Source organism: Pseudoalteromonas prydzensis (genome assembly GCF_001661495.1).
Lineage (GTDB): Bacteria > Pseudomonadota > Gammaproteobacteria > Enterobacterales > Alteromonadaceae > Pseudoalteromonas > Pseudoalteromonas prydzensis.
Map to the genome: position 1 here is coordinate 316,904 of NZ_BDDT01000002.1, position 20,076 is coordinate 336,979.

The 20,076-nt window shown below is 40.8% G+C and carries 23 protein-coding genes; 14 read left to right on the forward strand and 9 right to left on the reverse strand.

Translation table 11 applies throughout. The annotated features are described in order from the left end of the window. Positions 1-24: 24 nt before the first annotated feature. The 4 genes from A7968_RS05785 to ettA all read right to left on the reverse strand — a co-directional run bounded on the left by A7968_RS05785 (position 25) and on the right by ettA (position 3,732). On the reverse strand, positions 25-933 hold the full coding sequence (locus A7968_RS05785; protein WP_064665631.1) for a histone deacetylase family protein: 909 nt from the start codon (positions 931-933) through the stop codon (positions 25-27). Between the two features lie 70 nt (positions 934-1,003). Continuing rightward, a complete protein-coding gene (locus tag A7968_RS05790; RefSeq protein WP_064665632.1) occupies positions 1,004-1,360 on the reverse strand; it encodes a PilZ domain-containing protein in 357 nt (118 codons plus the stop codon). A 44-nt stretch (positions 1,361-1,404) separates the two neighbouring features. After that, the gene (locus A7968_RS05795; protein WP_064665633.1) at positions 1,405-1,893 is read right to left on the reverse strand and encodes a TlpA disulfide reductase family protein; all 489 of its coding nucleotides are present in this window, start codon (positions 1,891-1,893) and stop codon (positions 1,405-1,407) included. A 165-nt stretch (positions 1,894-2,058) separates the two neighbouring features. Next, the gene (gene ettA / locus A7968_RS05800; RefSeq protein ID WP_064665634.1) at positions 2,059-3,732 is read right to left on the reverse strand and encodes an energy-dependent translational throttle protein EttA; all 1,674 of its coding nucleotides are present in this window, start codon (positions 3,730-3,732) and stop codon (positions 2,059-2,061) included. Between the two features lie 203 nt (positions 3,733-3,935). On the opposite strand from ettA, the gene A7968_RS05805 reads away from it, so the two are divergent. The 7 genes from A7968_RS05805 to A7968_RS05835 all read left to right on the forward strand — a co-directional run bounded on the left by A7968_RS05805 (position 3,936) and on the right by A7968_RS05835 (position 12,406). After that, positions 3,936-4,544 (forward strand): outer membrane beta-barrel protein, encoded by a 609-nt coding sequence (locus A7968_RS05805; RefSeq protein WP_064665635.1) that lies wholly within the window; start codon positions 3,936-3,938, stop codon positions 4,542-4,544. Positions 4,545-4,708: 164 nt separating this feature from the next. After that, a complete protein-coding gene (locus A7968_RS05810) occupies positions 4,709-5,362 on the forward strand; it encodes a porin family protein (RefSeq protein WP_064665636.1) in 654 nt (217 codons plus the stop codon). 192 nt (positions 5,363-5,554) lie between these two features. Then, entirely contained in the window at positions 5,555-6,502 is a 948-nt protein-coding gene (metA, locus tag A7968_RS05815) for a homoserine O-acetyltransferase MetA (RefSeq protein ID WP_064665637.1), read from the forward strand. Further along, entirely contained in the window at positions 6,492-7,559 is a 1,068-nt protein-coding gene (locus tag A7968_RS05820; protein ID WP_064665638.1) for a homocysteine S-methyltransferase family protein, read from the forward strand. Before metA ends, A7968_RS05820 begins: the two co-directional genes overlap by 11 nt. 10 nt (positions 7,560-7,569) lie before the next feature. Continuing rightward, positions 7,570-10,200 carry a methionine synthase gene (gene metH / locus A7968_RS05825; RefSeq protein ID WP_064665639.1) on the forward strand — a complete coding sequence of 877 codons (2,631 nt, stop codon included), beginning with the start codon at positions 7,570-7,572 and terminating at the stop codon, positions 10,198-10,200. Positions 10,201-10,490: 290 nt separating this feature from the next. Continuing rightward, a complete protein-coding gene (locus A7968_RS05830; protein WP_064665640.1) occupies positions 10,491-11,594 on the forward strand; it encodes a DUF547 domain-containing protein in 1,104 nt (367 codons plus the stop codon). A gap of 116 nt (positions 11,595-11,710) precedes the next feature. Further along, entirely contained in the window at positions 11,711-12,406 is a 696-nt protein-coding gene (locus A7968_RS05835) for an aspartate/glutamate racemase family protein (RefSeq protein WP_064665641.1), read from the forward strand. An 80-nt stretch (positions 12,407-12,486) separates the two neighbouring features. On the opposite strand, the gene A7968_RS05840 is transcribed toward A7968_RS05835, so the two are convergent. The 5 genes from A7968_RS05840 to flgA all read right to left on the reverse strand — a co-directional run bounded on the left by A7968_RS05840 (position 12,487) and on the right by flgA (position 14,736). After that, complete coding sequence (locus tag A7968_RS05840) at positions 12,487-12,684, reverse strand: CsbD family protein (protein ID WP_064665642.1); 198 nt, start codon at positions 12,682-12,684, stop codon at positions 12,487-12,489. A 293-nt stretch (positions 12,685-12,977) separates the two neighbouring features. Continuing rightward, positions 12,978-13,148: an RpiB/LacA/LacB family sugar-phosphate isomerase gene (locus tag A7968_RS23695; protein ID WP_084448089.1), complete on the reverse strand. Its 171-nt coding sequence runs from the start codon at positions 13,146-13,148 to the stop codon at positions 12,978-12,980. A gap of 121 nt (positions 13,149-13,269) precedes the next feature. After that, complete coding sequence (locus A7968_RS05845) at positions 13,270-13,698, reverse strand: flagellar export chaperone FlgN (RefSeq protein WP_084448051.1); 429 nt, start codon at positions 13,696-13,698, stop codon at positions 13,270-13,272. Continuing rightward, on the reverse strand, positions 13,695-13,994 hold the full coding sequence (gene flgM / locus A7968_RS05850) for a flagellar biosynthesis anti-sigma factor FlgM (protein ID WP_064665643.1): 300 nt from the start codon (positions 13,992-13,994) through the stop codon (positions 13,695-13,697). Before flgM ends, A7968_RS05845 begins: the two co-directional genes overlap by 4 nt. A 76-nt stretch (positions 13,995-14,070) precedes the next feature. Further along, positions 14,071-14,736 carry a flagellar basal body P-ring formation chaperone FlgA gene (gene flgA / locus A7968_RS05855; protein WP_167542956.1) on the reverse strand — a complete coding sequence of 222 codons (666 nt, stop codon included), beginning with the start codon at positions 14,734-14,736 and terminating at the stop codon, positions 14,071-14,073. A 200-nt stretch (positions 14,737-14,936) separates the two neighbouring features. Between flgA and flgB the strand changes: the two genes are divergently transcribed. The 7 genes from flgB to A7968_RS05890 are packed head-to-tail and all read left to right on the forward strand — an operon-like array spanning position 14,937 to position 20,075. Further along, positions 14,937-15,308 carry a flagellar basal body rod protein FlgB gene (gene flgB, locus A7968_RS05860; protein ID WP_064665645.1) on the forward strand — a complete coding sequence of 124 codons (372 nt, stop codon included), beginning with the start codon at positions 14,937-14,939 and terminating at the stop codon, positions 15,306-15,308. 3 nt (positions 15,309-15,311) lie between these two features. Then, a complete protein-coding gene (flgC, locus tag A7968_RS05865) occupies positions 15,312-15,728 on the forward strand; it encodes a flagellar basal body rod protein FlgC (RefSeq protein WP_064665646.1) in 417 nt (138 codons plus the stop codon). Between the two features lie 4 nt (positions 15,729-15,732). Then, the gene (locus A7968_RS05870; protein ID WP_064665647.1) at positions 15,733-16,389 is read left to right on the forward strand and encodes a flagellar hook assembly protein FlgD; all 657 of its coding nucleotides are present in this window, start codon (positions 15,733-15,735) and stop codon (positions 16,387-16,389) included. Positions 16,390-16,409: 20 nt separating this feature from the next. Then, complete coding sequence (locus tag A7968_RS05875; RefSeq protein ID WP_064665648.1) at positions 16,410-17,795, forward strand: flagellar hook protein FlgE; 1,386 nt, start codon at positions 16,410-16,412, stop codon at positions 17,793-17,795. A 10-nt stretch (positions 17,796-17,805) separates the two neighbouring features. Further along, the gene (locus A7968_RS05880) at positions 17,806-18,546 is read left to right on the forward strand and encodes a flagellar basal body rod protein FlgF (protein ID WP_064665649.1); all 741 of its coding nucleotides are present in this window, start codon (positions 17,806-17,808) and stop codon (positions 18,544-18,546) included. 15 nt (positions 18,547-18,561) lie between these two features. Next, on the forward strand, positions 18,562-19,347 hold the full coding sequence (gene flgG / locus A7968_RS05885) for a flagellar basal-body rod protein FlgG (RefSeq protein ID WP_064665650.1): 786 nt from the start codon (positions 18,562-18,564) through the stop codon (positions 19,345-19,347). 5 nt (positions 19,348-19,352) lie between these two features. Further along, entirely contained in the window at positions 19,353-20,075 is a 723-nt protein-coding gene (locus tag A7968_RS05890; protein WP_227008887.1) for a flagellar basal body L-ring protein FlgH, read from the forward strand. Position 20,076: the final 1 nt, after the last annotated feature.

Genomic DNA, 20,076 nt, shown 5'->3' on the forward strand with positions numbered 1-20,076 from the left:
TGTTTTAGCAGTTTTATACTCAGCTTAAAAACTCGCAGCTTGCTCTACAACAATGGCGTGGCGTTTCGCAAGGCGCTGGTGATCTCTGTCATAACCTCCGCCAATCACGGTTGCCACAGGTGTATTGCTTTCAAGGCAGCGTTTAAGAACCAAGTGATCTCGTTTTTCAATGCCTTGCCAGCTAATATCAAGTTTGCCTAGGCCATCTTGTTGCCAAATATCGACACCGGCATCATAAAGGACTAAATCAGGGTTGAGTTCTTTGAGTAGAAAACTCAAGGTATCATCAACAATACCTAAGTATTCATCGTCTTGCATATTGTTGGCTAAACCAATGTCGAGATCGCTGGCTGATTTACGAAATGGGAAGTTTTTTTCACAATGAATTGAACAGGTATAGGCATAAGGTTGGTGTTGTAACATGGCGGCGGTGCCATCGCCTTGGTGAACATCTAAGTCAAAAATCAATACATTAGTAACTTCACCCGATTGGATCAGCGTTTGCGCAGTAAAGGCTAAATCGTTGACCATACAATAGCCAGAGCCAAAGTCGCTGTGGGCATGGTGTGTACCGCCTGCTAAATGGCATGCAACACCGTGCTCAAGAGCTAAGCGCGCAGTTTGCAACGTGCCAATTGGCGCGGTAAAAGTACGTGCCATTAGCTGCTCTGACCAAGGTAGCCCGATGCGACGCATGGCTTTATCGTCTAAGCGGTTATGCCATAAATCTTGAATGTAATTATCACAATGTACCAATTCAAGCGCCTCAGGGCTGCCAAGTTGAGGTGTTATAAGATTGCTATTAATTAATCCAAGCGCTTTGACTTGCTGATATAAATTAGCAAACTTACTCATAACAAACCGGTGGTTAGGATCAAAGTTAAACGAATAGTTAGGGTGGTAAACCAGTGGTAGATGAGGATTTAGCGCCATAGTGACAATATTTTGTAAATTTGTGCTTAGGGTAACCTACTGGATCACTGTAATCCAGTTACTTGCTTATTCAATGGATCAAACACTCAAGCTCACGGTGCAATAAATCATCATCTGCGAGGTTCAATTCAATTAAGCGTTTTAAATGGGTAATACTGTCTATATCAATATGGGTGCACTTTAAGCCGATATGTTGCTGCTCAATATGACAAATAGTGACTGTCATTGCGATGATGATGTCGCTTTGTGGTAGTTTAAAAGCCAAAATAGCATTACTGTTTTTTGCAAAATCAAAGTCATCATTACGGCTAACCAACGCACCATTTAATGAGATATCAAGCAGTTGGCACGGATAACTATGGGTATTATTGGTCAAATGCGCTGGGGTTGAAAATAAAATGCGCGTGTAATGTCGGCGGTTTTCCATGGTTACTCCTTTTAATTGGCATTAGCTTGAGTATAGCGTGTTTTTTACTTGCTTGTTGCAAGTTTAGCTGCATGTTCGAGTAAACTAGGATCATTTGGATCCGAAGTGGTGGTAGCCCAGTTAAGTTGGCCCTGTCTATTGATAAATAAAGTAGTCGGTGTACCACGAATGCCAAGTTGAGCTGCAATTGCATCGGCTTTTACCGCCGTTTTAAAATGATGACCGCGCTCAATTAGCGATTGCGCAGGGTTAGCGTCTTCGTCTTCACGAAAACTCACGGCAATAACTTGTAACCCATATTGCTGATATTGCTGGTGGATTTTATCAAGTCCCGGCTGCAGTTTTTTACAATACGGGCACCACGTCGCCCAAAAATGTAAAATATACGGTTTGCCAATTAAATCATCAGTATTGATCTGGCTACCATCGGCCATAGTTAAGGCTAAAGCTGGTAACTTGGTTGGTTGTTGTACCTCAGTGGCGAAACTTAATAAGCTCGTGCTCACTAAAATCAGTGCGAATAAGTATTTCATGATGACTTTTTTGTAAAGTGAAGATACTTAACTAGAAAGGCGTAAGCGTTTATTTCTTTCAAAAATAAAAAGCCCCACATAAATGCGGGGCTTAAAATATGTTTAGAACTTAGAACTTAGAACTTAGAACTTAGAACTTAGAACTTAGAACTTAGAACTTAGAACTTAACCTATCTTTTTGTACTTAATACGCTTAGGTTGCGTAGCCGCAGTACCTAAGGTCTTTTTAAGCCATTCTTCATATTCAGTGTAGTTACCATCGAAGAAGTTAATTTGCCCTTCGTCACGGTAATCTAAAATATGTGTCGCAATACGGTCTAAGAACCAACGGTCATGCGAGATACACATAACGCAGCCTGGGAATTCTAAAATTGCATTCTCAAGGGCACGTAATGTTTCCACGTCCAAATCATTGGTTGGCTCATCCAGTAAGATAACATTACCACCGGCTTTTAATAATTTAGCTAAATGCAGACGGTTGCGTTCACCACCTGATAAGTCTTTAACAAACTTTTGCTGATCGTTACCTTTGAAGTTAAAGCGACTCACATAGGCACGGCTTTGGAATTCAAAGTTACCAATTTTCAGTACGTCTTGACCGTTTGAAATTTCTTGGAAAACAGTATTGCTGTCATCCATATTGCCACGGAACTGATCAACGGTTGCCAGTTCAACTGTTTCACCTAGGTTAATTTCGCCGCTGTCTTGTTTGTCTTCACCGCTGAGCATTTTAAACAGCGTTGATTTACCCGCACCATTGGCACCGATAATACCAACAATAGCGCCTTTAGGCACAGTAAAGCTTAGATCATCAATCAATACGCGATCGCCAAAGCTCTTCTTCAAGTTTTTAACTTCAATAACTTGATCCCCTAGACGTGGTCCAGGTGGAATAAATAGCTCATTGGTTTCATTACGTTTTTGGTAATCAGACTGCTGCATTTCAGTAAATTGCGCCATACGCGCTTTTGACTTAGCTTGACGACCTTTTTGGTTTGAACGTACCCACTCAAGTTCTTGTGCAATTGATTTTTGACGGGCTTTTTCAGACTTTTGCTCTTGCTGCAGACGCGCATCTTTTTGCTCAAGCCAAGAAGAGTAGTTACCTTCCCATGGAATACCTTCACCACGGTCAAGCTCTAAGATCCAGCCAGCTACATTATCGAGGAAGTAACGGTCATGGGTTACCGCCACAACGGTGCCTTCGTAATCATGTAAGAAGCGCTCAAGCCATGCTACAGATTCAGCATCTAAGTGGTTAGTCGGCTCATCGAGGATAAGCATATCTGGTTTTTCAAGCAGTAAACGACAGATAGCCACTCGGCGACGCTCACCACCTGACAAAAATTCTATTTTAGCATCCCACTCAGGTAAACGCAGGGCATCGGCGGCGCGCTCTAATACGTTATCGATATTATGACCGTCGTGGGCTTGAATAATTGCTTCAAGCTCACCTTGCTCTTTGGCTAGTGCGTCAAAGTCAGCATCTTCCATCGCGTATTCGTTATATACTTCATCAAGACGGTTAAGCGCGTTTTTAACTTCGCTGACTGCTTCTTCCACAGTTTCACGAACTGTTTTACTTTCATCTAGAATAGGCTCTTGCGGTAAGTAACCAATCTTAGTGCCCGGTTGAGGATATGCCTCACCTTCAAACTCTTGATCAAGGCCGGCCATAATACGTAGCAACGTTGATTTACCAGAACCGTTTAAACCAAGTACACCAATTTTTGCGCCCGGGAAAAAATGCAAAGAAATATCTTTTAAGATAGTGCGTTTAGGTGGCACAACCTTAGATACTCGACTCATCGAGAAAATAAACTTATCAGGTAAAACCATGAAAGGAGCCTTCAAATAATAATAAAAATTTCAATGTTGTATTGTAGTGGTTGATAGGTGAAACAGTCAACGAATGGCGTAGCTTTTCAAAGTCAAGTGGGTTGTAAGAAAGTGTAGTAAGTTGTTTTATATTGTATTGGCTTGTTGTTTGGATGTTAAAATGGTTGCATAGTGTTAACAATTGTTTTGAAAAGGAAATTACAATGCAGAAACTCATCTATTTAATAATAACTATTCTAGCAGTGTTATCTACATCGGCTTATGGCCAATTAAACTCTAAGCACCTGTATTCAGGAGGGGCTGTGGGCAATCAAACTCTTAAACATGGAGATAAAGGTTTTACTGATGATTACGATTTTCTAGTCGTGAGTCCAATTATAGGATATCAATTTCATCCGAATTTTAGCATTGAAGGAAGAGCTGGTTTCGCTATTGATAACGATGAATCAAAAGAACACTTTTTCTCATTTGATGATAGTACTGATTATACTAGTTTTAGGAATGAAGCCAAGTTAAATAGTCAATATGGAGTTGCTTTAAAAGCTATTTACCCTTTATTCGACGCTGTTTCTTTTTTTGCTAGTGCAGGTTACTACTATAGTAACTATAAGATTCGAGGTATTTATGATGCAGAAGGAATATTTTATCCACCACGGTTAAATGCTGATTTTAGTGAGTCGGGTTTAGCTGCCGGATTTGGGGGGCAATATTTTTTGACAAAAAATTGGCAGATTGCAATTGAATATCAGTACTTTGATCAAGACCATAGCGAGACTGAGGCTATCAATTTCAAAATAAACTATCACTTCTAAATTTGAGTTTATTATAGTTTTGGAGTTACTTTATTATATACAGTAGTAATTTATTATTCACTTTGTGTAATGCTTAAAATTAAATATTGAAAGAGTTTTTATATTCATCTAATAAGGAAGCTTGTAGGGATGGTTAATTTCTCTAGATAATAAAAGGAATGATTATGAAATTAAAATTGTTTACGTGCCTTACTTCGATCATTTTGTGTGGTTACTCTGTTTCGAGCAATGCAGAAATACTCCATGTGAACGGTTTTTATCAAGGTGTAGGGATAGGCTCAACACAAGTTGATGTGTATGAGAGTAATAGCGTTCAATTTACCACATTTTACGGTCGTTTTGGTTATCAGTTTTCACGATACTTTGCATTAGAAGGGCGTGTAGGCTTTGGATTAAATAAAGAGGCAACGCCGCTAAACGGGTTTGTTTATACTCAAAACCAACAGGATGGTTCGCTTACATCAGAATTTATCCGAGGCCAAGTTGATTCTGGACTCAATTTACAAACGAGCATTTTTGTAAAAGCTAACTACCCAATTTTACCTAAAGTTGATGTGTTTTTATTTGGGGGGTATGGCAGAAACAAATTAAGTTACGATGGCGGCGACTTAAGAAAATTTGCAGAAGCAGTAATTGGTACAGATACACAAACTACACTTATTACAGAGCAAAATTATGATGAAGGTGGGGTAACTTTCGGAACTGGGGTTGATTATATGTTGAGCCAACGCTGGCAAGTGAGTGCAGAATATCAATATTTTAATGCTGATCAAGGCGATATTAACGCACTTAATTTATCTGTTAATTATCGTTTTTAAAACCGCATGCGCTACTGACTTTAGTAGCGCAATTAAAAAATATCAAAACAAATATAGCTCAATAATTCTAAGCGCTTCTTTCAATTTCGTTTCTATCTTAAAGCTCATTTGGACATCTAAACATCTAGAGGTTGAAATTTCCAGCTATCCGTTCATAATTAGCCATTGGTTAAATATGCCTTGGAGATGAGTATGCCTATTACCGTTAAAGATGAATTGCCCGCCATTGCGAAGTTACGTCAAGAAAACGTATTCGTAATGCCAAAAAGCCGCGCTAAAACCCAAGAGATCCGTCCGATGCGCTTGGCGATTTTAAACTTAATGCCTAATAAGGTAGAGACCGAGGTACAATTTATTCGTTTGCTCGCTAATTCGCCCTTACAAGTGAATGTAGAGCTACTACGTTTAGACACTCATCGCAGCAGTAGCAATTCTGAGCAGCATTTAGACACTTTTTACCGTTATTTCTCTGAAGTGAAAGACAACAATTACGATGCATTACTCATTACCGGCGCACCATTAGCGCATTTAGAATATGACGATGTAGCCTACTGGGATGAACTAAAGGTAATTTTAGATTGGGCAGAGCAGCATGTAACCTCAACATTATTTTCGTGTTGGGCGGCCCACGCGGGTTTATTCCACCACCATAATTTAAAGCGTGAATTAAAAGAAAATAAACTCTGCGGCGTATTTACCCACAAGTGTTATTTTGAACATGGCGCATTAACCCGTGGTTTTGACGACACCTTTGTAGTACCGCACTCGCGTTATGGCCATATTGATATTGAAAAAATTAACGCCTGTGATGACCTAGTAGTACTGGCAGGCTCAGAGCAAGTAGGTGCTTACTTAATAAAAAATAAATCCGGCAGCCAAGTGTATATTACCGGTCACCCCGAGTATGATGCAGACACCTTAAAAGGCGAGTATCAGCGCGATTTAGAAAAAGGCCCCGATGCGCCATTGCCTGAAAACTACTTTCCAGATAATAACCCAGATAACGAACCGTCGAAAACTTGGCAAAGTCATGCCTTTTTGCTTTTTTCGAACTGGTTAAATTATTATGTGTATCAAACCACACCGTATGATATTAATTTAGTTAGCCAAGCCGTAAGGACTAACAACTATGCCGAATAATTTAGAAAACAAACGTGTTGAGATAATTGACGCACTCAAACAGCGTATTTTAATCTTGGATGGCGCCATGGGTACTATGATCCAAGAGCATAAATTAGAAGAACAAGATTATCGTGGTGAGCGCTTTAAAGATTGGCATGTACTGATCAAAGGCAACAATGACTTACTAAGCTTAACGCAACCACAAATTATTGCCGATATTCATCGCGGCTTTTTAAATGCCGGTGCCGACATTATTGAAACCAATACCTTTAACTCGACCACCATTTCGATGGAAGATTATGACATGGCCAACATCAGTCGTGAGATTAACTTCGAGTCAGCTAAATTAGCACGCAGTATTTGTGATGAGTTCACGGCTAAAAACCCAGCAAAACCGCGTTATGTAGCGGGTGTATTAGGGCCTACTTCAAAAACCTGTTCGATTTCTCCGGATGTAAACGATCCTGGTTATCGTAATATTACTTTTGACAAGCTAGTTACCGCTTACGTTGAATCAACCCTTGCGTTAATGGAAGGTGGTGTAGATTTAATTTTGATTGAAACCATTTTTGATACCTTAAATGCTAAAGCTGCGTCATTCGCGGTTGAAGAAGCGTTTGAGCAAGCCGGTCGCAAGTTACCTGTGATGATTTCTGGCACCATTACCGATGCATCTGGGCGAACATTGTCAGGGCAAACCACCGAGGCGTTTTATAATTCGATTCGTCATATTAAGCCGATTTCAATTGGTTTAAATTGCGCGCTTGGTCCAGATCTACTGCGCCAATATGTTGAAGAGCTATCACGGGTTTGCGAAACCTTTGTATCAGTTCATCCCAATGCTGGTTTACCGAACGAGTTTGGTGAATATGACTTAGAAGCCCCTGAAATGGCAAAAGAAATTATCGATTGGGGTAAGTCAGGTTTTATCAATATTGTTGGCGGCTGTTGTGGTACTACGCCCGCGCACATCAGGGCATTTGCGAAAGGACTTGAAGGTGTTAAACCTCGTCCACTACCTGAGCTTGAAGTGCGTATGCGCTTATCGGGTCTTGAAGCGTGTAACTTAAATTAAGGTAGCCGAGATGACACAACAAATTGCAGTATTTACCAACGTCGGCGAACGTACCAATGTTACCGGCTCAGCCATGTTCAAGCGTTTGATCATGGAAGAAGATTACGAGACCGCCCTTAGCGTTGCTCGCGAACAAGTAGAAAACGGCGCGCAAGTGATTGATATCAACATGGATGAAGCCATGTTGGACTCAAAAGCCGCGATGGTTAAATTTTTAAACTTGATTGCTTCAGAACCTGATATTTCTAAAGTACCAATCATGGTCGATTCCTCTAAGTGGGAAGTTATCGAAGCGGGCTTAAAGTGCATTCAAGGCAAGGCAATTGTAAACTCAATCTCGCTAAAAGAAGGCGAAGAGCCATTTATTCGCCAAGCTAAAATTATTAAACGTTTTGGCGCCGCTGCAGTGGTTATGGCGTTTGATACCGACGGCCAAGCAGATACAGCCGATCGCAAGTTTGAAATTTGTCAGCGCAGTTACCGCATTTTGGTTGATGAAATAGGCTTTGCGCCAGAAGACATTATTTTTGATCCGAACATTTTCGCAGTTGCCACTGGCATAGAAGAGCACGATAACTACGCAGTTGAATTTATTGAAGGTACACGCCGTATTAAGCAAAACTTGCCACACTGTAAAGTGTCGGGCGGGGTGTCGAATGTATCGTTCTCGTTCCGTGGTAATAACCCTGTGCGAGAGGCCATTCACTCAGTATTTTTATATCATGCCATTCAAGCGGGCATGGATATGGGTATTGTTAATGCCGGGCAACTCGCTGTGTATGACGATATACCAGCAGAGCTTAGAAAAGCGGTTGAAGACGTTATTTTAAATACCGACCCAGGTGCAGGTGAACGCTTAGTTGAGTTGGCACCAAAATACTCTGGCATGGCACAAGCTGAGCGAGTTGAGGATTTAGAATGGCGTACTTGGCCAGTTGAAAAACGCTTAGAGCACGCGTTGGTTAAAGGCATTACCACCTTTATCGATGAAGACACCGAAGAGTGCCGCGCTGCTGCCGATAAACCTATTCATGTGATTGAAGGGCCGTTAATGGACGGCATGAATGTGGTAGGGGATTTATTTGGCGCGGGTAAAATGTTTTTACCGCAAGTGGTTAAATCAGCGCGAGTGATGAAGCGCGCAGTGGCCTACCTAGACCCTTACATTGAAGCTGAAAAAGAAGAAGGCGCCACCAACGGTAAGGTGGTAATGGCTACGGTTAAAGGCGACGTGCACGACATTGGTAAAAACATCGTGGGTGTTGTACTGCAATGTAATAACTATGAAGTTATCGACTTAGGCGTAATGGTGCTTGCCGATAAAATATTGCAAACCGCCATTGATGAAAAAGCCGATATTATTGGTTTATCAGGGCTGATCACACCATCGCTTGATGAGATGGTGCATGTTGCCAAAGAAATGAAGCGTCGTGGTTTTGAGTTGCCATTATTGATTGGTGGTGCGACTACCTCAAAAGCCCATACCGCCGTTAAAATTGAACCGCAATACGACAAAGGCGTGGTGTATGTAAATAATGCCAGCCGCGCCGTGGGTGTGGTTTCTAACTTATTGTCGAAAGAGCATAAAACTGAATTTTTAGCAAAAACCAGCGCTGAATATGTGAAAGTACGCGAGCAGCAAGCACGCAAAAAGCCACGTTCAAAACCGGTTACTATTCAACGTGCCCGCGATAACGCCGCCAAGCTTGATTGGGATAATTACACCCCACCGGTGCCGAAAAAGCTGGGCGTGACAGAGTTTAAAAATGTCTCGATCAAGACGCTTCGTAAATACATAGACTGGACGCCATACTTTATGACCTGGTCAATCGCGGGTAAATACCCACGTATCATGACCGATGAAGTGGTTGGCGAGCAGGCGCAAAGCTTATTTAAAGACGCCAACGACATGTTAGACGATCTTGAAAAGTCAGGCAGTTTGCAACCGCTTGGCGTCATTGGTTTATTCCCTGCTAACCGAGTGGGTGACGATATTGAAATATACACAGACGAAACTCGCGCTGAACTATTAACCACGTCGTGTCACTTACGTCAGCAAACAGAAAAAACCGACTTTGCTAACTACTGCTTAGCTGATTACATCGCCCCGAAAGGTACACCTGATTACTTTGGTGCATTTGCGGTAACTGGTGGTCTTGAGGAAGATGACCTAGCCGATGCGTTCGATGCACAGCAAGATGACTATAATAAAATTATGGTTAAAGCGGTCGCCGATAGACTCGCCGAAGCCTTTGCTGAGTACTTGCACGAACAAGTGCGTAAAGAATATTGGGGTTTTGCCCCAGACGAAAACCTCGCGAATGAAGATCTTATACGTGAAAACTACCAAGGTATTCGCCCAGCTCCAGGTTACCCAGCGTGTCCTGAGCACACTGAGAAAAAGAAAATCTGGCAGCTGCTTGATACAGAAAAACGTATAGGTATGCAGCTCACCAGCTCATATGCCATGTGGCCAGGCGCTGCGGTATCAGGCTGGTACTTCTCACACCCTGAAGCTAAATACTACGCCGTAGCTGCTATACAAAAGGATCAGGTAGAAGACTACGCTAAGCGTACCAACATGACACTAGCAGAAGCCGAAAGGTGGCTGTCTCCTAATTTGGGGTATGAGCCGGAATAGGTGAGCGATAAGCTATCAGCAGTGAGTTTAATGATCTGACCCCGATAAAGTAGACTCGGGGTTTTATTCTGCGTACCGCGTATAATTAATTACTAAGCTTTAGTATTTTTTTACTTATTGTAAGGCTCTTTTTAAACAAGATAACGTCTTCATAAGGTAAATAAATTTATGCATAGCAGTAGAAATCAAGCAATTTGACTTAGTCAATTTTAATGCATATAGTTAATTTGCTCATAAAGTGGACAGCCTGTTCATGAACGGTATTGGATATAATTAATGAGGGATTAAATATGATTAAATTAATAACTAAATCTGTAATACTGGGTTTGTTACTTTCAGCCCCATGCTTTGCTGAAAGCAACAATACTTCAAGTTCTTTCAACAGTAAGAATCAAGTGACTGCTAAAGTTGATTACTCTCAATACAATACTGTCTTAGAGGCCTCAGTTCTTGAATTGGCTCGTTCAGATAGAGCATATATTTCCTATGGTGAAAACGAGCAAGGTCCTAATTTAGGAAGCAACCGAGCCACAGATGCTGAAGCAAACCGTTTTTATTATGAACAATTTATTGATGATCCAGAATTAAAAAAGTCAATGGCAGCTATAAAAAGCAATCTTGCTAGCTACTTAGCAAATAGCCAACTTGATAAATTAAGTAATGAAGAGCAAACAGCATTTTGGTTAAACCTACACAATGCAACGGTGATAAATGAATTAGCTGAGCGCTATCCAAAAGATACACATAGTTTATCTTATGATGTGTTTGATAAAAGTAGCTTCTTTTACAAAAAACAGTTCACATATAATGGTCAGGCACTTAGTTTAGATGATATTGAATACAAAATATTAATGCCACTGAATAAAAACAACCCTCTTGTTATGTACGGTTTTTATAAGGGTTATATCGGTTCTCCGAATATCAGAACTCAGGCATACACAGCTAATAACCTAATGTCTTCATTAATAGATAATGCTCAAGAGTTTATTAATTCAAATAGAGGGACAAATTACAGCAGTAACCTCCTTAATGTATCAACCATGTACAAAGATAAGAAAGCATACTTTAATGACTTTAATAATGACTTGATTTCTCACTTAAGTTTGTATGCAAATAACGATTTACTCAGAAAATTAAAAACTAAAAAAACAGCTCTTTTTACTATCGATAATTATGACATTACCGATGTTACTGGTCCTAAGCACCGTAACTCTTACGATATTATTACTAGTAAATGGAAGAAAGCCTTGTTGATTCCCATGCATAGCTTTTCTCGTTTAAACGATCTAAATATTCCAGCTAAGCGAATTGTTATTCTTAGGGAGTTACAAAGAAAAAATAATTTGTTAAAAACAAATGTAAGTGGTGAAAACGCCTATTACGCTAAAAACTAATGATATAGTCCCTATAAAAAATGCGTATTAAATGCGCATTTTTTATATTTATCCTTCTTTATTTCTCTCACTAAGAACTATTGTTGGTTGATTAGCATAAACAACTAGGCAATTTTATGAAAACAATTGGTATGTTGGGTGGTATGAGTTGGGAGTCAACAACCAGCTATTACAAAGCCTTAAACGAAGGCGTTAAAAACTCATTGGGTGGACTGCATTCGGCCAAAATTTGTATGGTGAGTGTCGATTTTGCGGAAATTGAAACGTTGCAGCATCAAGGTGATTGGCAACAAACAGCAAGTATACTCACCGAGGCTGCTAAATCAGTAGAGGCTGGTGGTGCCGATTTTTTACTTATTTGTACCAACACCATGCACAAAGTGGCCGACGAGATTGCCAGTAATATTACCATTCCTATTTTGCACATTGCCGATGCCACCGCTGAGCAACTAAAACGCGATAACATTACGCGAGTAGGGTTGCTGGGCACGCAATTTACGATGGAGCAAAACTTTTACAAAGAGCGTTTAACCGAGAAGCATAACATTGAGGTATTAATACCTGAGCCTAATGAGCGAAAGCGAGTGCACGAGGTTATTTATTCGCAGTTATGCCAAGGGATTATTAATGAAGATGCGCGAGCCGATTATATACGCATTATAGAGCGCTTATTTGCACAAGGCGCGCAGGCCATTATTTTAGGCTGTACAGAAATTGCTTTGTTGGTAAAGCCACAACACACGCACGTTTCGCTCTACGATACTACCAAAATACACGCCGAGGCTGCAGTAAAACTAGCACTCGATAAATAAGCATCGTTAAGCTTGAGATAACAAAAAAACCGCCAGCTGGCGGTTTTTATTAGCAAGTAAAGCTGTTAACGCGCTTTATATTAATGGCCTTTCTCAAAGTCATTTACTTCGCGCTCAGCTTCTTCTTTCGATTTACCGTATGCCTGTTGTATTTTACCAACTAGCTCTTTACGGCTACCTTCAATTTTATCTAAATCATCGTTGGTAAGGTCGCCCCATTTACGCTGAGCTTTACCTTTAAGTTCTTTCCAATTACCTTCAATACGATCGCTATTCATAATTTACTCCTTGTATAGATAAGTGATTTTCTTGTCGTGTTCAGTTATTAAAAAGCAAGCTCTATACCATGGTTGTAAATTATTTTGTTTCTATTTAAATCAACAGGTTGTGGTTTTGTTAGCCGCTAGTTATTACAGCATGTGCTTAATTATTACGTTAATGTGTGTAATTATTACGACCTTGAAAAGTAGTGCTGGTTGTTAATGTTTTTTGTGAGTCATTCACTTTTAGAGTTTGCAGGTTAACGATTGGCTTGTGCGTATTGATTAGATTCACTATGAATACCGGATGTTTAAATACGTGCTTTTAAAAATGCTGCAATCACATCGTCTTGGCAGTTATCAAAGAAGCACTCTTGAAAACGAGCACCGCCAATCGCTTGTTTAATCAGCTCTTCATCAACGACTTTTAAAGCGGCTAAATCGTTTTTAGCTACGCCACAGAAAAAGTTAAAAAAGCGTATATGATTAAACTTTTACTTATAGCTATACAAATATGTGCTTTTTACTTTCGATCTAGAGCTTTATTGATCTAATAGGAACACCACATCATTACGGCTGATGTGGTGTTTGGAGGCGGATAAACTAAAATGATAATTCGGGGTATGCGGTGTTATTATGTGTGCCTGTTAGTCGATGTAGTAGCTGTTTTTGGTGGGCTAGTAATAAGCCTGAACGTTCATTAAGTACTTGGCAATGCTTCGATTTAATCATCAGCTCTTGCATCAAGGTATTGGTTGATTGTTTTATATTGAAAGGCAGTCGCTGAACTAATTGACTAAATCCTTGTTTACCTTTTTCTAAGCCTAAGCTTTGCAAATAGTGATCGCGATGTTGGTGATTTTGTTCCAGAGACTTTAATATTGTGATCATGGCTAAGTTATGGCGCTGTAAAGTGTTTGTGCGCTCACTGAGTAACTGGTACTGATGATCAAGTGCCTTGATCAAGGTATCTAGTTTACGGATATCGTGTTTTAAACTTTCTATAAATTGTTTAATACTGGTGATGTTCATTTTCTATGAAACTCAAGTAGGGCATTAATAAGTGTATCTTGATCAAGGGATAATTCACCGTTGGCAATCGCAGCTTTTACTCGTGCGACTTTTTCATGATCGACATCTGGTTTTGATGCGAGGTTTTCAAAGGTATTGTCTACCGCTTTACTCAAAGAGCTAATGTGTTCAGCGTTTATTGGTTGGCTTGACTCTGTTTGTGATTGCTTATTGATATCTTGGTTGCTGGAGTCGACAAAGTTGTTAATCTTGGTCGAATGCTCTACTTGGCCACTGCCCTTATTGTTTATATTCATGCTCAAATCCCCTCTAATTCGCGACTACTAGTATACAGCGACCATTAATGCGAAATTCTTAAATTTATTTTTCACTTTATAACAAGCTGGCTTCAACAACGCCTTTTGCAATGGTTTTACCTTCTACTACCTTACCTGAGCTTAGGTTTTTAACTTTAATTAATTGACCTTTAAGGCCGTCTTCAAGGGCTATGGCTTTAACACTTGCAGAGAAACTTGCTGAATTGATCAATAACTTTATATGTTGCTCTTTATTAACTAAATAATCGTTTTCAAGGTTTCTGCGGGTGATCAAATCACCTTGTTTTATATTGCGCTTTACGGTCATGCCAATTAATTCCGAAAGCTCAGTTTCCATGCCATAAACATGTTTGGCTATATTGACGATGTCATAGCCAAGCATATCGATATTAAGTACTTCAGCGCGTTGCAAATCGCGCTTTGCAACAACAAGGTGTAGCCATAAGTCAACTTTTGCGGTTGCTCTAAACTGCCAAACGGGGTTATCGCAGCTAAGCTGCAAGCGAACTCGGCCAACTGGCGCAGAGGTTAATTTAGTGCGTTGAATATGGGTGTTTTTACAACTCAATTGTTTAGCGGCAGGTGGAACATACATGGCAATCTGTTGCTGCTTACTGGTTTTATTGATGCTTTTTAAATAGTGAGCAATGTCGTTTTCTAAATAGGTTTTTATTTCTTGTTCGAAGTCATTGCTATGAGATTGGTTAGAAAAAAGCAGCAAAACAAGCCCAGTAAAGAGGAAGATAAGACTGTTCCGTATCGGAAGTATTGCTTCCGCTAATTGGTGTTTTTTTTGGTTTTTATTTTTATAAGTCATTGATTTTTATGTTTTATAAACTTTGGCATAAAGGTTGTAATTAGTCTGTAACGAAATTCAAAATATGCAAATGAGCATACAAGAAGTAGTCAGTTGAGGCAACAATGGCATTATTTGATAAGGCGTTGGGCGTACACCCATTTTCGATGCAGCTGAGAATAGACCGGGCTGAAATAATCGCAAGTAATTTAGCAAATGTTGATACCCCAGGTTTTAAAGCTCGGGATGTCGACTACCAGCAAATTTTAGGTGATGTTGCTGCAAATATGCAGCAACAACGAGTGCCTGGCTTTTCGGGAATTAGTGCCAATGAGTTGATGTACCGTGTGCCGTATCAAGCCTCGAGTGACGGTAACACCGTAGAGCTTAATGTTGAGCAAGCGAAGTTTTCCAATAATAGCATGGACTTTCAGACCAGCATGACATTTTTGAATATGAAAATCAGTGGCTTACATAAAGTAATAAAAGGAAATTAGGCGATGTCTTTTAACTCTATTTATGACATTAGCGGCAGTGCAATGCGAGCTCAAGTGATGCGCTTAGATACCATTGCTTCTAACTTGGCTAATGCCGACACTGCGGCATCCAGCGAAGATGGGGCTTACAAAGCATTAAAGCCTGTATTTTCAGCCATGTATAAAGATTCATTTAATGAGCAAAATGTTGCAGCCGCAGTGAATACCCTCGGTGTGACTGAGTCAAATCGCACCGTTGAACAGCGCTATGAACCGAATAACCCATTGGCTAATGATGATGGTTATGTCTTTTACTCTAATGTGAACGTGCTTGAAGAAATGGCAGATATGATGTCGGCGAGTCGTAGTTATCAAACATCGGTTGATGTGATGTCCCGTGTGAATAGTATGCAACAAAGCATTTTAAAGTTAGGACAATAACAGTATGGATATTTCAAACACTACAGCGCGAAATCAATCAACAGATAATAGTGGCTCAGCAGTCTTAGGTAATGGCAGCTCGGCAGAAGAAATGTCGACCATGTTTTTAGAGTTGCTTGTTGCGCAGATCAGCAATCAAAACCCACTGCAACCTATGGATGGCACTGCATATGTTAGCCAGTTGGCTGAGTTTTCAAATGTAGAATCACTGCAAAGTATTAAAAAGAATACCGGTGCCAGTTTAGACCATAACAGCAGCATGTTAGTGCTAGAAGCTACGAATCTGGTTGGTGAAACAGTCGCTGTTCCCGCCGATGTTATTGCCCTTGAAAAACCAGGCACAGTATCAGGTTTAGTTAATTTATCAACACCAGCCGATTCAGTCACAGTGCAGTTATACAACAGTAACGGCGAGTTAGTTGAAGAACAACAGTTGCCCTACAGTGGCGTGGGTTCATTGAGCTTTGAGTTTGAACAGCAAGATGCAGGTGGATACTCAATTAATGCATTTTCTACAACTCAAGGTGTGTCACAGCGTTTAACACCTTGGCTTAATGGGGAAGTGGAACGAGTGTCAGTCGGTAGCAGTAGTGCCGATATTTTATTGCAAGTTGATGGCTTAGGTAATTTTGCCCTGACCGATATTAATCAAGTTGCTTAGACTGTAGAGGAATAATAATTATGTCTATGTTTAATATAGGTTTAAGCGGCCTAAAAAGTACGCAAACTGGATTAGAAGTAACCAGTAACAATATCGCTAACTCATCAACTGCGGGTTATAAAACTGGCAATGCGGAATTTGCTGCCGTTTATAATGGCGGTAATCGTGGTGGTGTACGTGTTTCTGATATTAAAGAAGACTTTGTTACCAGTGGCGACATAGTTAGAACCGGTAATGCCTTAGATATTGCTATTGATGGTCAAGGTTTTTTTGCTGTTTCTGAGGGCGATCGTATTGCTTACACCCAAGCAGGGCAGTTCAGTTTGGATAATGACTTAAATATCGTCAATGCTAACGGCGCTAAACTACAAGGTTATGGTATTACCGATACAGATAGCGCTGATGATGAAGCTATCATTCCCGGGATTCTAACCGACTTAAAAATTGAAGGCGCTAATATTCCGGCTGCGGCATCAGATACCGTTGCATTTAACGGTAACTTAAGCTCTGCCAGTGATTTTATTCCGTACCCTGCTGCACCTGCGGCATTTGACCCTACCGATGGTACCCAGTACAACTTTTCTCAGCTTACAGAGGTTTTTGATTCTCAGGGCAATAGTCATGTGTTGACTCAGTACTTTAATCACACTGGCGATAACCAATGGCAAGTAATGTACTTGATGGACGGTGAGCCGTTGTCGCAAGCTGATATAAGCGCATCTGGAGGAGTTGTTGGTATTCAAAATGTGAATGTGGATGGTACTATAATTCCTGCTGGTGTAGTTTCTGTGGAATTTGATTCAAATGGTCAAATGATTCCATTAGAGCAAGCTGCTCCGCCTCCACCTACAACGCCACCTACTCCTCCACCACCACCTTTGACACCACCAGACAATAATATTGATGATCCACATAATAAACGTGAGGTTAATCTGTCTTTTAATGTTGACGGTGGCGCATCCCCTATGTCGTTAACCTTAGATATGGCTAAAACCACGCAATTTAGCAGCAACTTCAGCATGATTGAGAATGATGCGAATGGCTATCCTGCTGGTACTTTCTCCGGCATTTCGGTAGAAGAAGACGGCAAAATATTCGCCACGTTCACTAATGGTGAATCAAAACTGCAAGGCCAAGTTGTATTGGCTTCATTTGCCAACACCAATGGCCTGCAGTCAGGAGATGACACGGTTTGGTACGAAACCAAAGAGTCAGGGAATGCCATTTACAGTGAACCAGATAGCGGTGCCATAGGTAACCTCATTGCCGGTGCCTATGTTGGCTCAAACGTTGATATAAGTGCGCAATTGGTTGGCTTAATGTCATTCCAACAAAACTATCAAGCCAATGCAAAAACCATCAGCAGTGCAGATGAAATGATGCAGATTCTATTTAGTAACACTTAAGGCTGCGGCAATGGAAAAGTTAATTTATACCGCTGTTTCGGGTGCTGAGCTAAATAATACCGCGCTTAAAGTCACTGCAAATAACCTCGCGAATGTGAGCACTGCAGGCTTTAAAGCAGATCTAGAACAAGCGCAATCAATGCAGATAACGGGCAGTGGTTTTCGCACCCGATATCACGCACAAATGATGCCGGTAACAACCGACTTATCTGCGGGTCCAATGATGGACACAGGAAGAAAGCTTGATATCGCGCTCAGTGATGGTGGCTTTTTAGAGGTCGTTGATGCCAATGGTGAGCCTGCCTATACCCGTGCTGGAAATTTAGAAATAGATGCAGAAGGCTTTTTAACCGTGAACAATCGCCGAGTGCAAAGCAATATTGGTGATATTCAACTTGGTGAGTTCGCTGAAATAGAAATTGCTCCAGATGGCATTATCAATATTGTGCCCGTTGGGGGAGGCGCAATTGCAGAAGAAGCGCAAATTAAGCTTGCCAGTCTAGGCGAAGAAGAAACTGTAATGGTCAAAGGTGGCGACGGGTTGTTTCGTGCAGAAAACATAGAACCATTGGAAATGGATGAAGCAATTAGACTGCGCACTGGGGTTCTTGAAGGCTCAAATGTGAACGCGGTACAGGAAATGATCAAAACCATGAATATCAGCCGCCAATTTGAAATGAATATAAACATGATGAAAGCCGCCGATGAGTTAGCAAATAGCGGCAACAAACTTGTTAGTGGTCGTGGTTAGAGTGTGGAGTAAACAATGAATTCAGCATTATGGGTAAGTAAAACAGGGTTAGCAGCACAAGATCTGCGGATGACCACTATTTCAAATAATTTAGCAAATGTGAGTACCGCAGGCTTTAAAAAAGATCGTGCCGTATTTGAAGATTTATTCTACCAAGTACAAAAGCAGCCAGGTGCTCAAGCTGATGATTTAAATCAATTGCCATCAGGTATTCAAGTAGGCACTGGGGTGCGCATTAATGGCACGCAAAAGCAATTTACTGAGGGCAATTTTGAAACCAGCAGTAATCAGCTGGATGTTGCGATTGCAGGGCAAGGATTCTTTCAAATTGAAAGCCCCGATGGTGAGTTACTTTATACTCGTAATGGTCAGTTTCAGCTGAATTCGGAGTCATTATTGGTTAACAGTAATGGCCTTCCTTTGGCACAAAATATTGCTCTGCCTGAAGGCACCACCAAAGTGACGATTGGTCGCGATGGGACTATTAGTGCAGTGGTCGATAATGATGTTGAACCTGTTGAGTTAGGTCAATTGTTAACGGTGAACTTTGCTAATCCTGCAGGCCTTGAAAGCCTAGGTGGTAATTTATACCGCGAGACAGCGGCATCGGGGGAAGCTGTTGAAGGCATTCCTGGTGAAGAAGCGTTTGGTGAATTACAGCAATTTACCATTGAGGGCTCGAATGTCAGCGTCGTTGATGAAATGGTTAGCATGATTGCGGTTCAGCGTGCCTATGAAATGAATGCCAAAGTTGTTTCTGCGGCTGATGAAATGCTGCGCTTCATCAATCAAAATGTGTGATGCTTATGCTTAAACAAAGTGCATTTTTTGTTCTCATTACCCTACTTACAGGTTGTAGCAGTAGCGCTGATACTGAACAGTTTGTGCAATGTAAAATGGTTCATGGTGAACCAAAGTGCCCAATCCAAAAGCAAGCTAAAGCCCGTGAAGACTATGAAGTGGCTAAGGATGCCTATCAGGTTGGTTTGAACTATGAAGATGGCAGCTTGTATAGCGATAGTTATATGTTTTCTTTGTACTCAGATAAGCGCGCATATCGGGTTGGCGACATTTTAACTGTGGTGTTAAATGAGCGTACACAATCGAGTAAAAGTGCTGATAGCAGTCTTGATAAAAACACAGATGTTGATGTGTCGGTGCCTATTGCTGGCAACTTAAATGTCACTGATTTTAATTTGGGCATAGGCTCAAGCACTGAGTTTGATGGCGGCAGTAGTGCGAGCCAGCAAAACTATTTAAGTGGTGCAATTACCGTGCGGGTCATCCATGTTTTATCCAACGGTACCTTAGTGATAAAAGGGCGAAAGCAAATACAGTTAAATCAAGGGGATGAATACATCGAAATCGAGGGGTTAGTTCGCCCTGATGATATTGATGTAGCAAATCGTATTTCTTCACTGCGTGTTGCAGAGGCACAAATTAGCTACACAGGCAGTGGTACTTTGGCCGATGCCTCAAGCCCCGGTTGGTTTACCGCTTTGTTTAGCCGTTATTTAAATCCATTTTAGA

Coding starts and splice junctions, on each gene's coding strand:
- metA (WP_064665637.1), top strand. CDS start 5,555: ATGCCTATTACCGTTAAAGATGAATTGCCCGCCATTGCGAAGTTACGT.
- A7968_RS05795 (WP_064665633.1), bottom strand. CDS start 1,893: ATGAAATACTTATTCGCACTGATTTTAGTGAGCACGAGCTTATTAAGT.
- flgM (WP_064665643.1), bottom strand. CDS start 13,994: ATGAATATAAACAATAAGGGCAGTGGCCAAGTAGAGCATTCGACCAAG.
- A7968_RS05805 (WP_064665635.1), top strand. CDS start 3,936: ATGCAGAAACTCATCTATTTAATAATAACTATTCTAGCAGTGTTATCT.
- A7968_RS05845 (WP_084448051.1), bottom strand. CDS start 13,698: ATGAACATCACCAGTATTAAACAATTTATAGAAAGTTTAAAACACGAT.
- A7968_RS05830 (WP_064665640.1), top strand. CDS start 10,491: ATGATTAAATTAATAACTAAATCTGTAATACTGGGTTTGTTACTTTCA.
- A7968_RS05835 (WP_064665641.1), top strand. CDS start 11,711: ATGAAAACAATTGGTATGTTGGGTGGTATGAGTTGGGAGTCAACAACC.
- flgG (WP_064665650.1), top strand. CDS start 18,562: ATGAATTCAGCATTATGGGTAAGTAAAACAGGGTTAGCAGCACAAGAT.
- A7968_RS05840 (WP_064665642.1), bottom strand. CDS start 12,684: ATGAATAGCGATCGTATTGAAGGTAATTGGAAAGAACTTAAAGGTAAA.
- metH (WP_064665639.1), top strand. CDS start 7,570: ATGACACAACAAATTGCAGTATTTACCAACGTCGGCGAACGTACCAAT.
- A7968_RS05890 (WP_227008887.1), top strand. CDS start 19,353: ATGCTTAAACAAAGTGCATTTTTTGTTCTCATTACCCTACTTACAGGT.
- flgC (WP_064665646.1), top strand. CDS start 15,312: ATGTCTTTTAACTCTATTTATGACATTAGCGGCAGTGCAATGCGAGCT.
- A7968_RS05870 (WP_064665647.1), top strand. CDS start 15,733: ATGGATATTTCAAACACTACAGCGCGAAATCAATCAACAGATAATAGT.
- flgB (WP_064665645.1), top strand. CDS start 14,937: ATGGCATTATTTGATAAGGCGTTGGGCGTACACCCATTTTCGATGCAG.
- A7968_RS05880 (WP_064665649.1), top strand. CDS start 17,806: ATGGAAAAGTTAATTTATACCGCTGTTTCGGGTGCTGAGCTAAATAAT.
- A7968_RS05875 (WP_064665648.1), top strand. CDS start 16,410: ATGTCTATGTTTAATATAGGTTTAAGCGGCCTAAAAAGTACGCAAACT.
- A7968_RS05820 (WP_064665638.1), top strand. CDS start 6,492: ATGCCGAATAATTTAGAAAACAAACGTGTTGAGATAATTGACGCACTC.
- A7968_RS05790 (WP_064665632.1), bottom strand. CDS start 1,360: ATGGAAAACCGCCGACATTACACGCGCATTTTATTTTCAACCCCAGCG.
- ettA (WP_064665634.1), bottom strand. CDS start 3,732: ATGGTTTTACCTGATAAGTTTATTTTCTCGATGAGTCGAGTATCTAAG.
- A7968_RS05785 (WP_064665631.1), bottom strand. CDS start 933: ATGGCGCTAAATCCTCATCTACCACTGGTTTACCACCCTAACTATTCG.
- A7968_RS05810 (WP_064665636.1), top strand. CDS start 4,709: ATGAAATTAAAATTGTTTACGTGCCTTACTTCGATCATTTTGTGTGGT.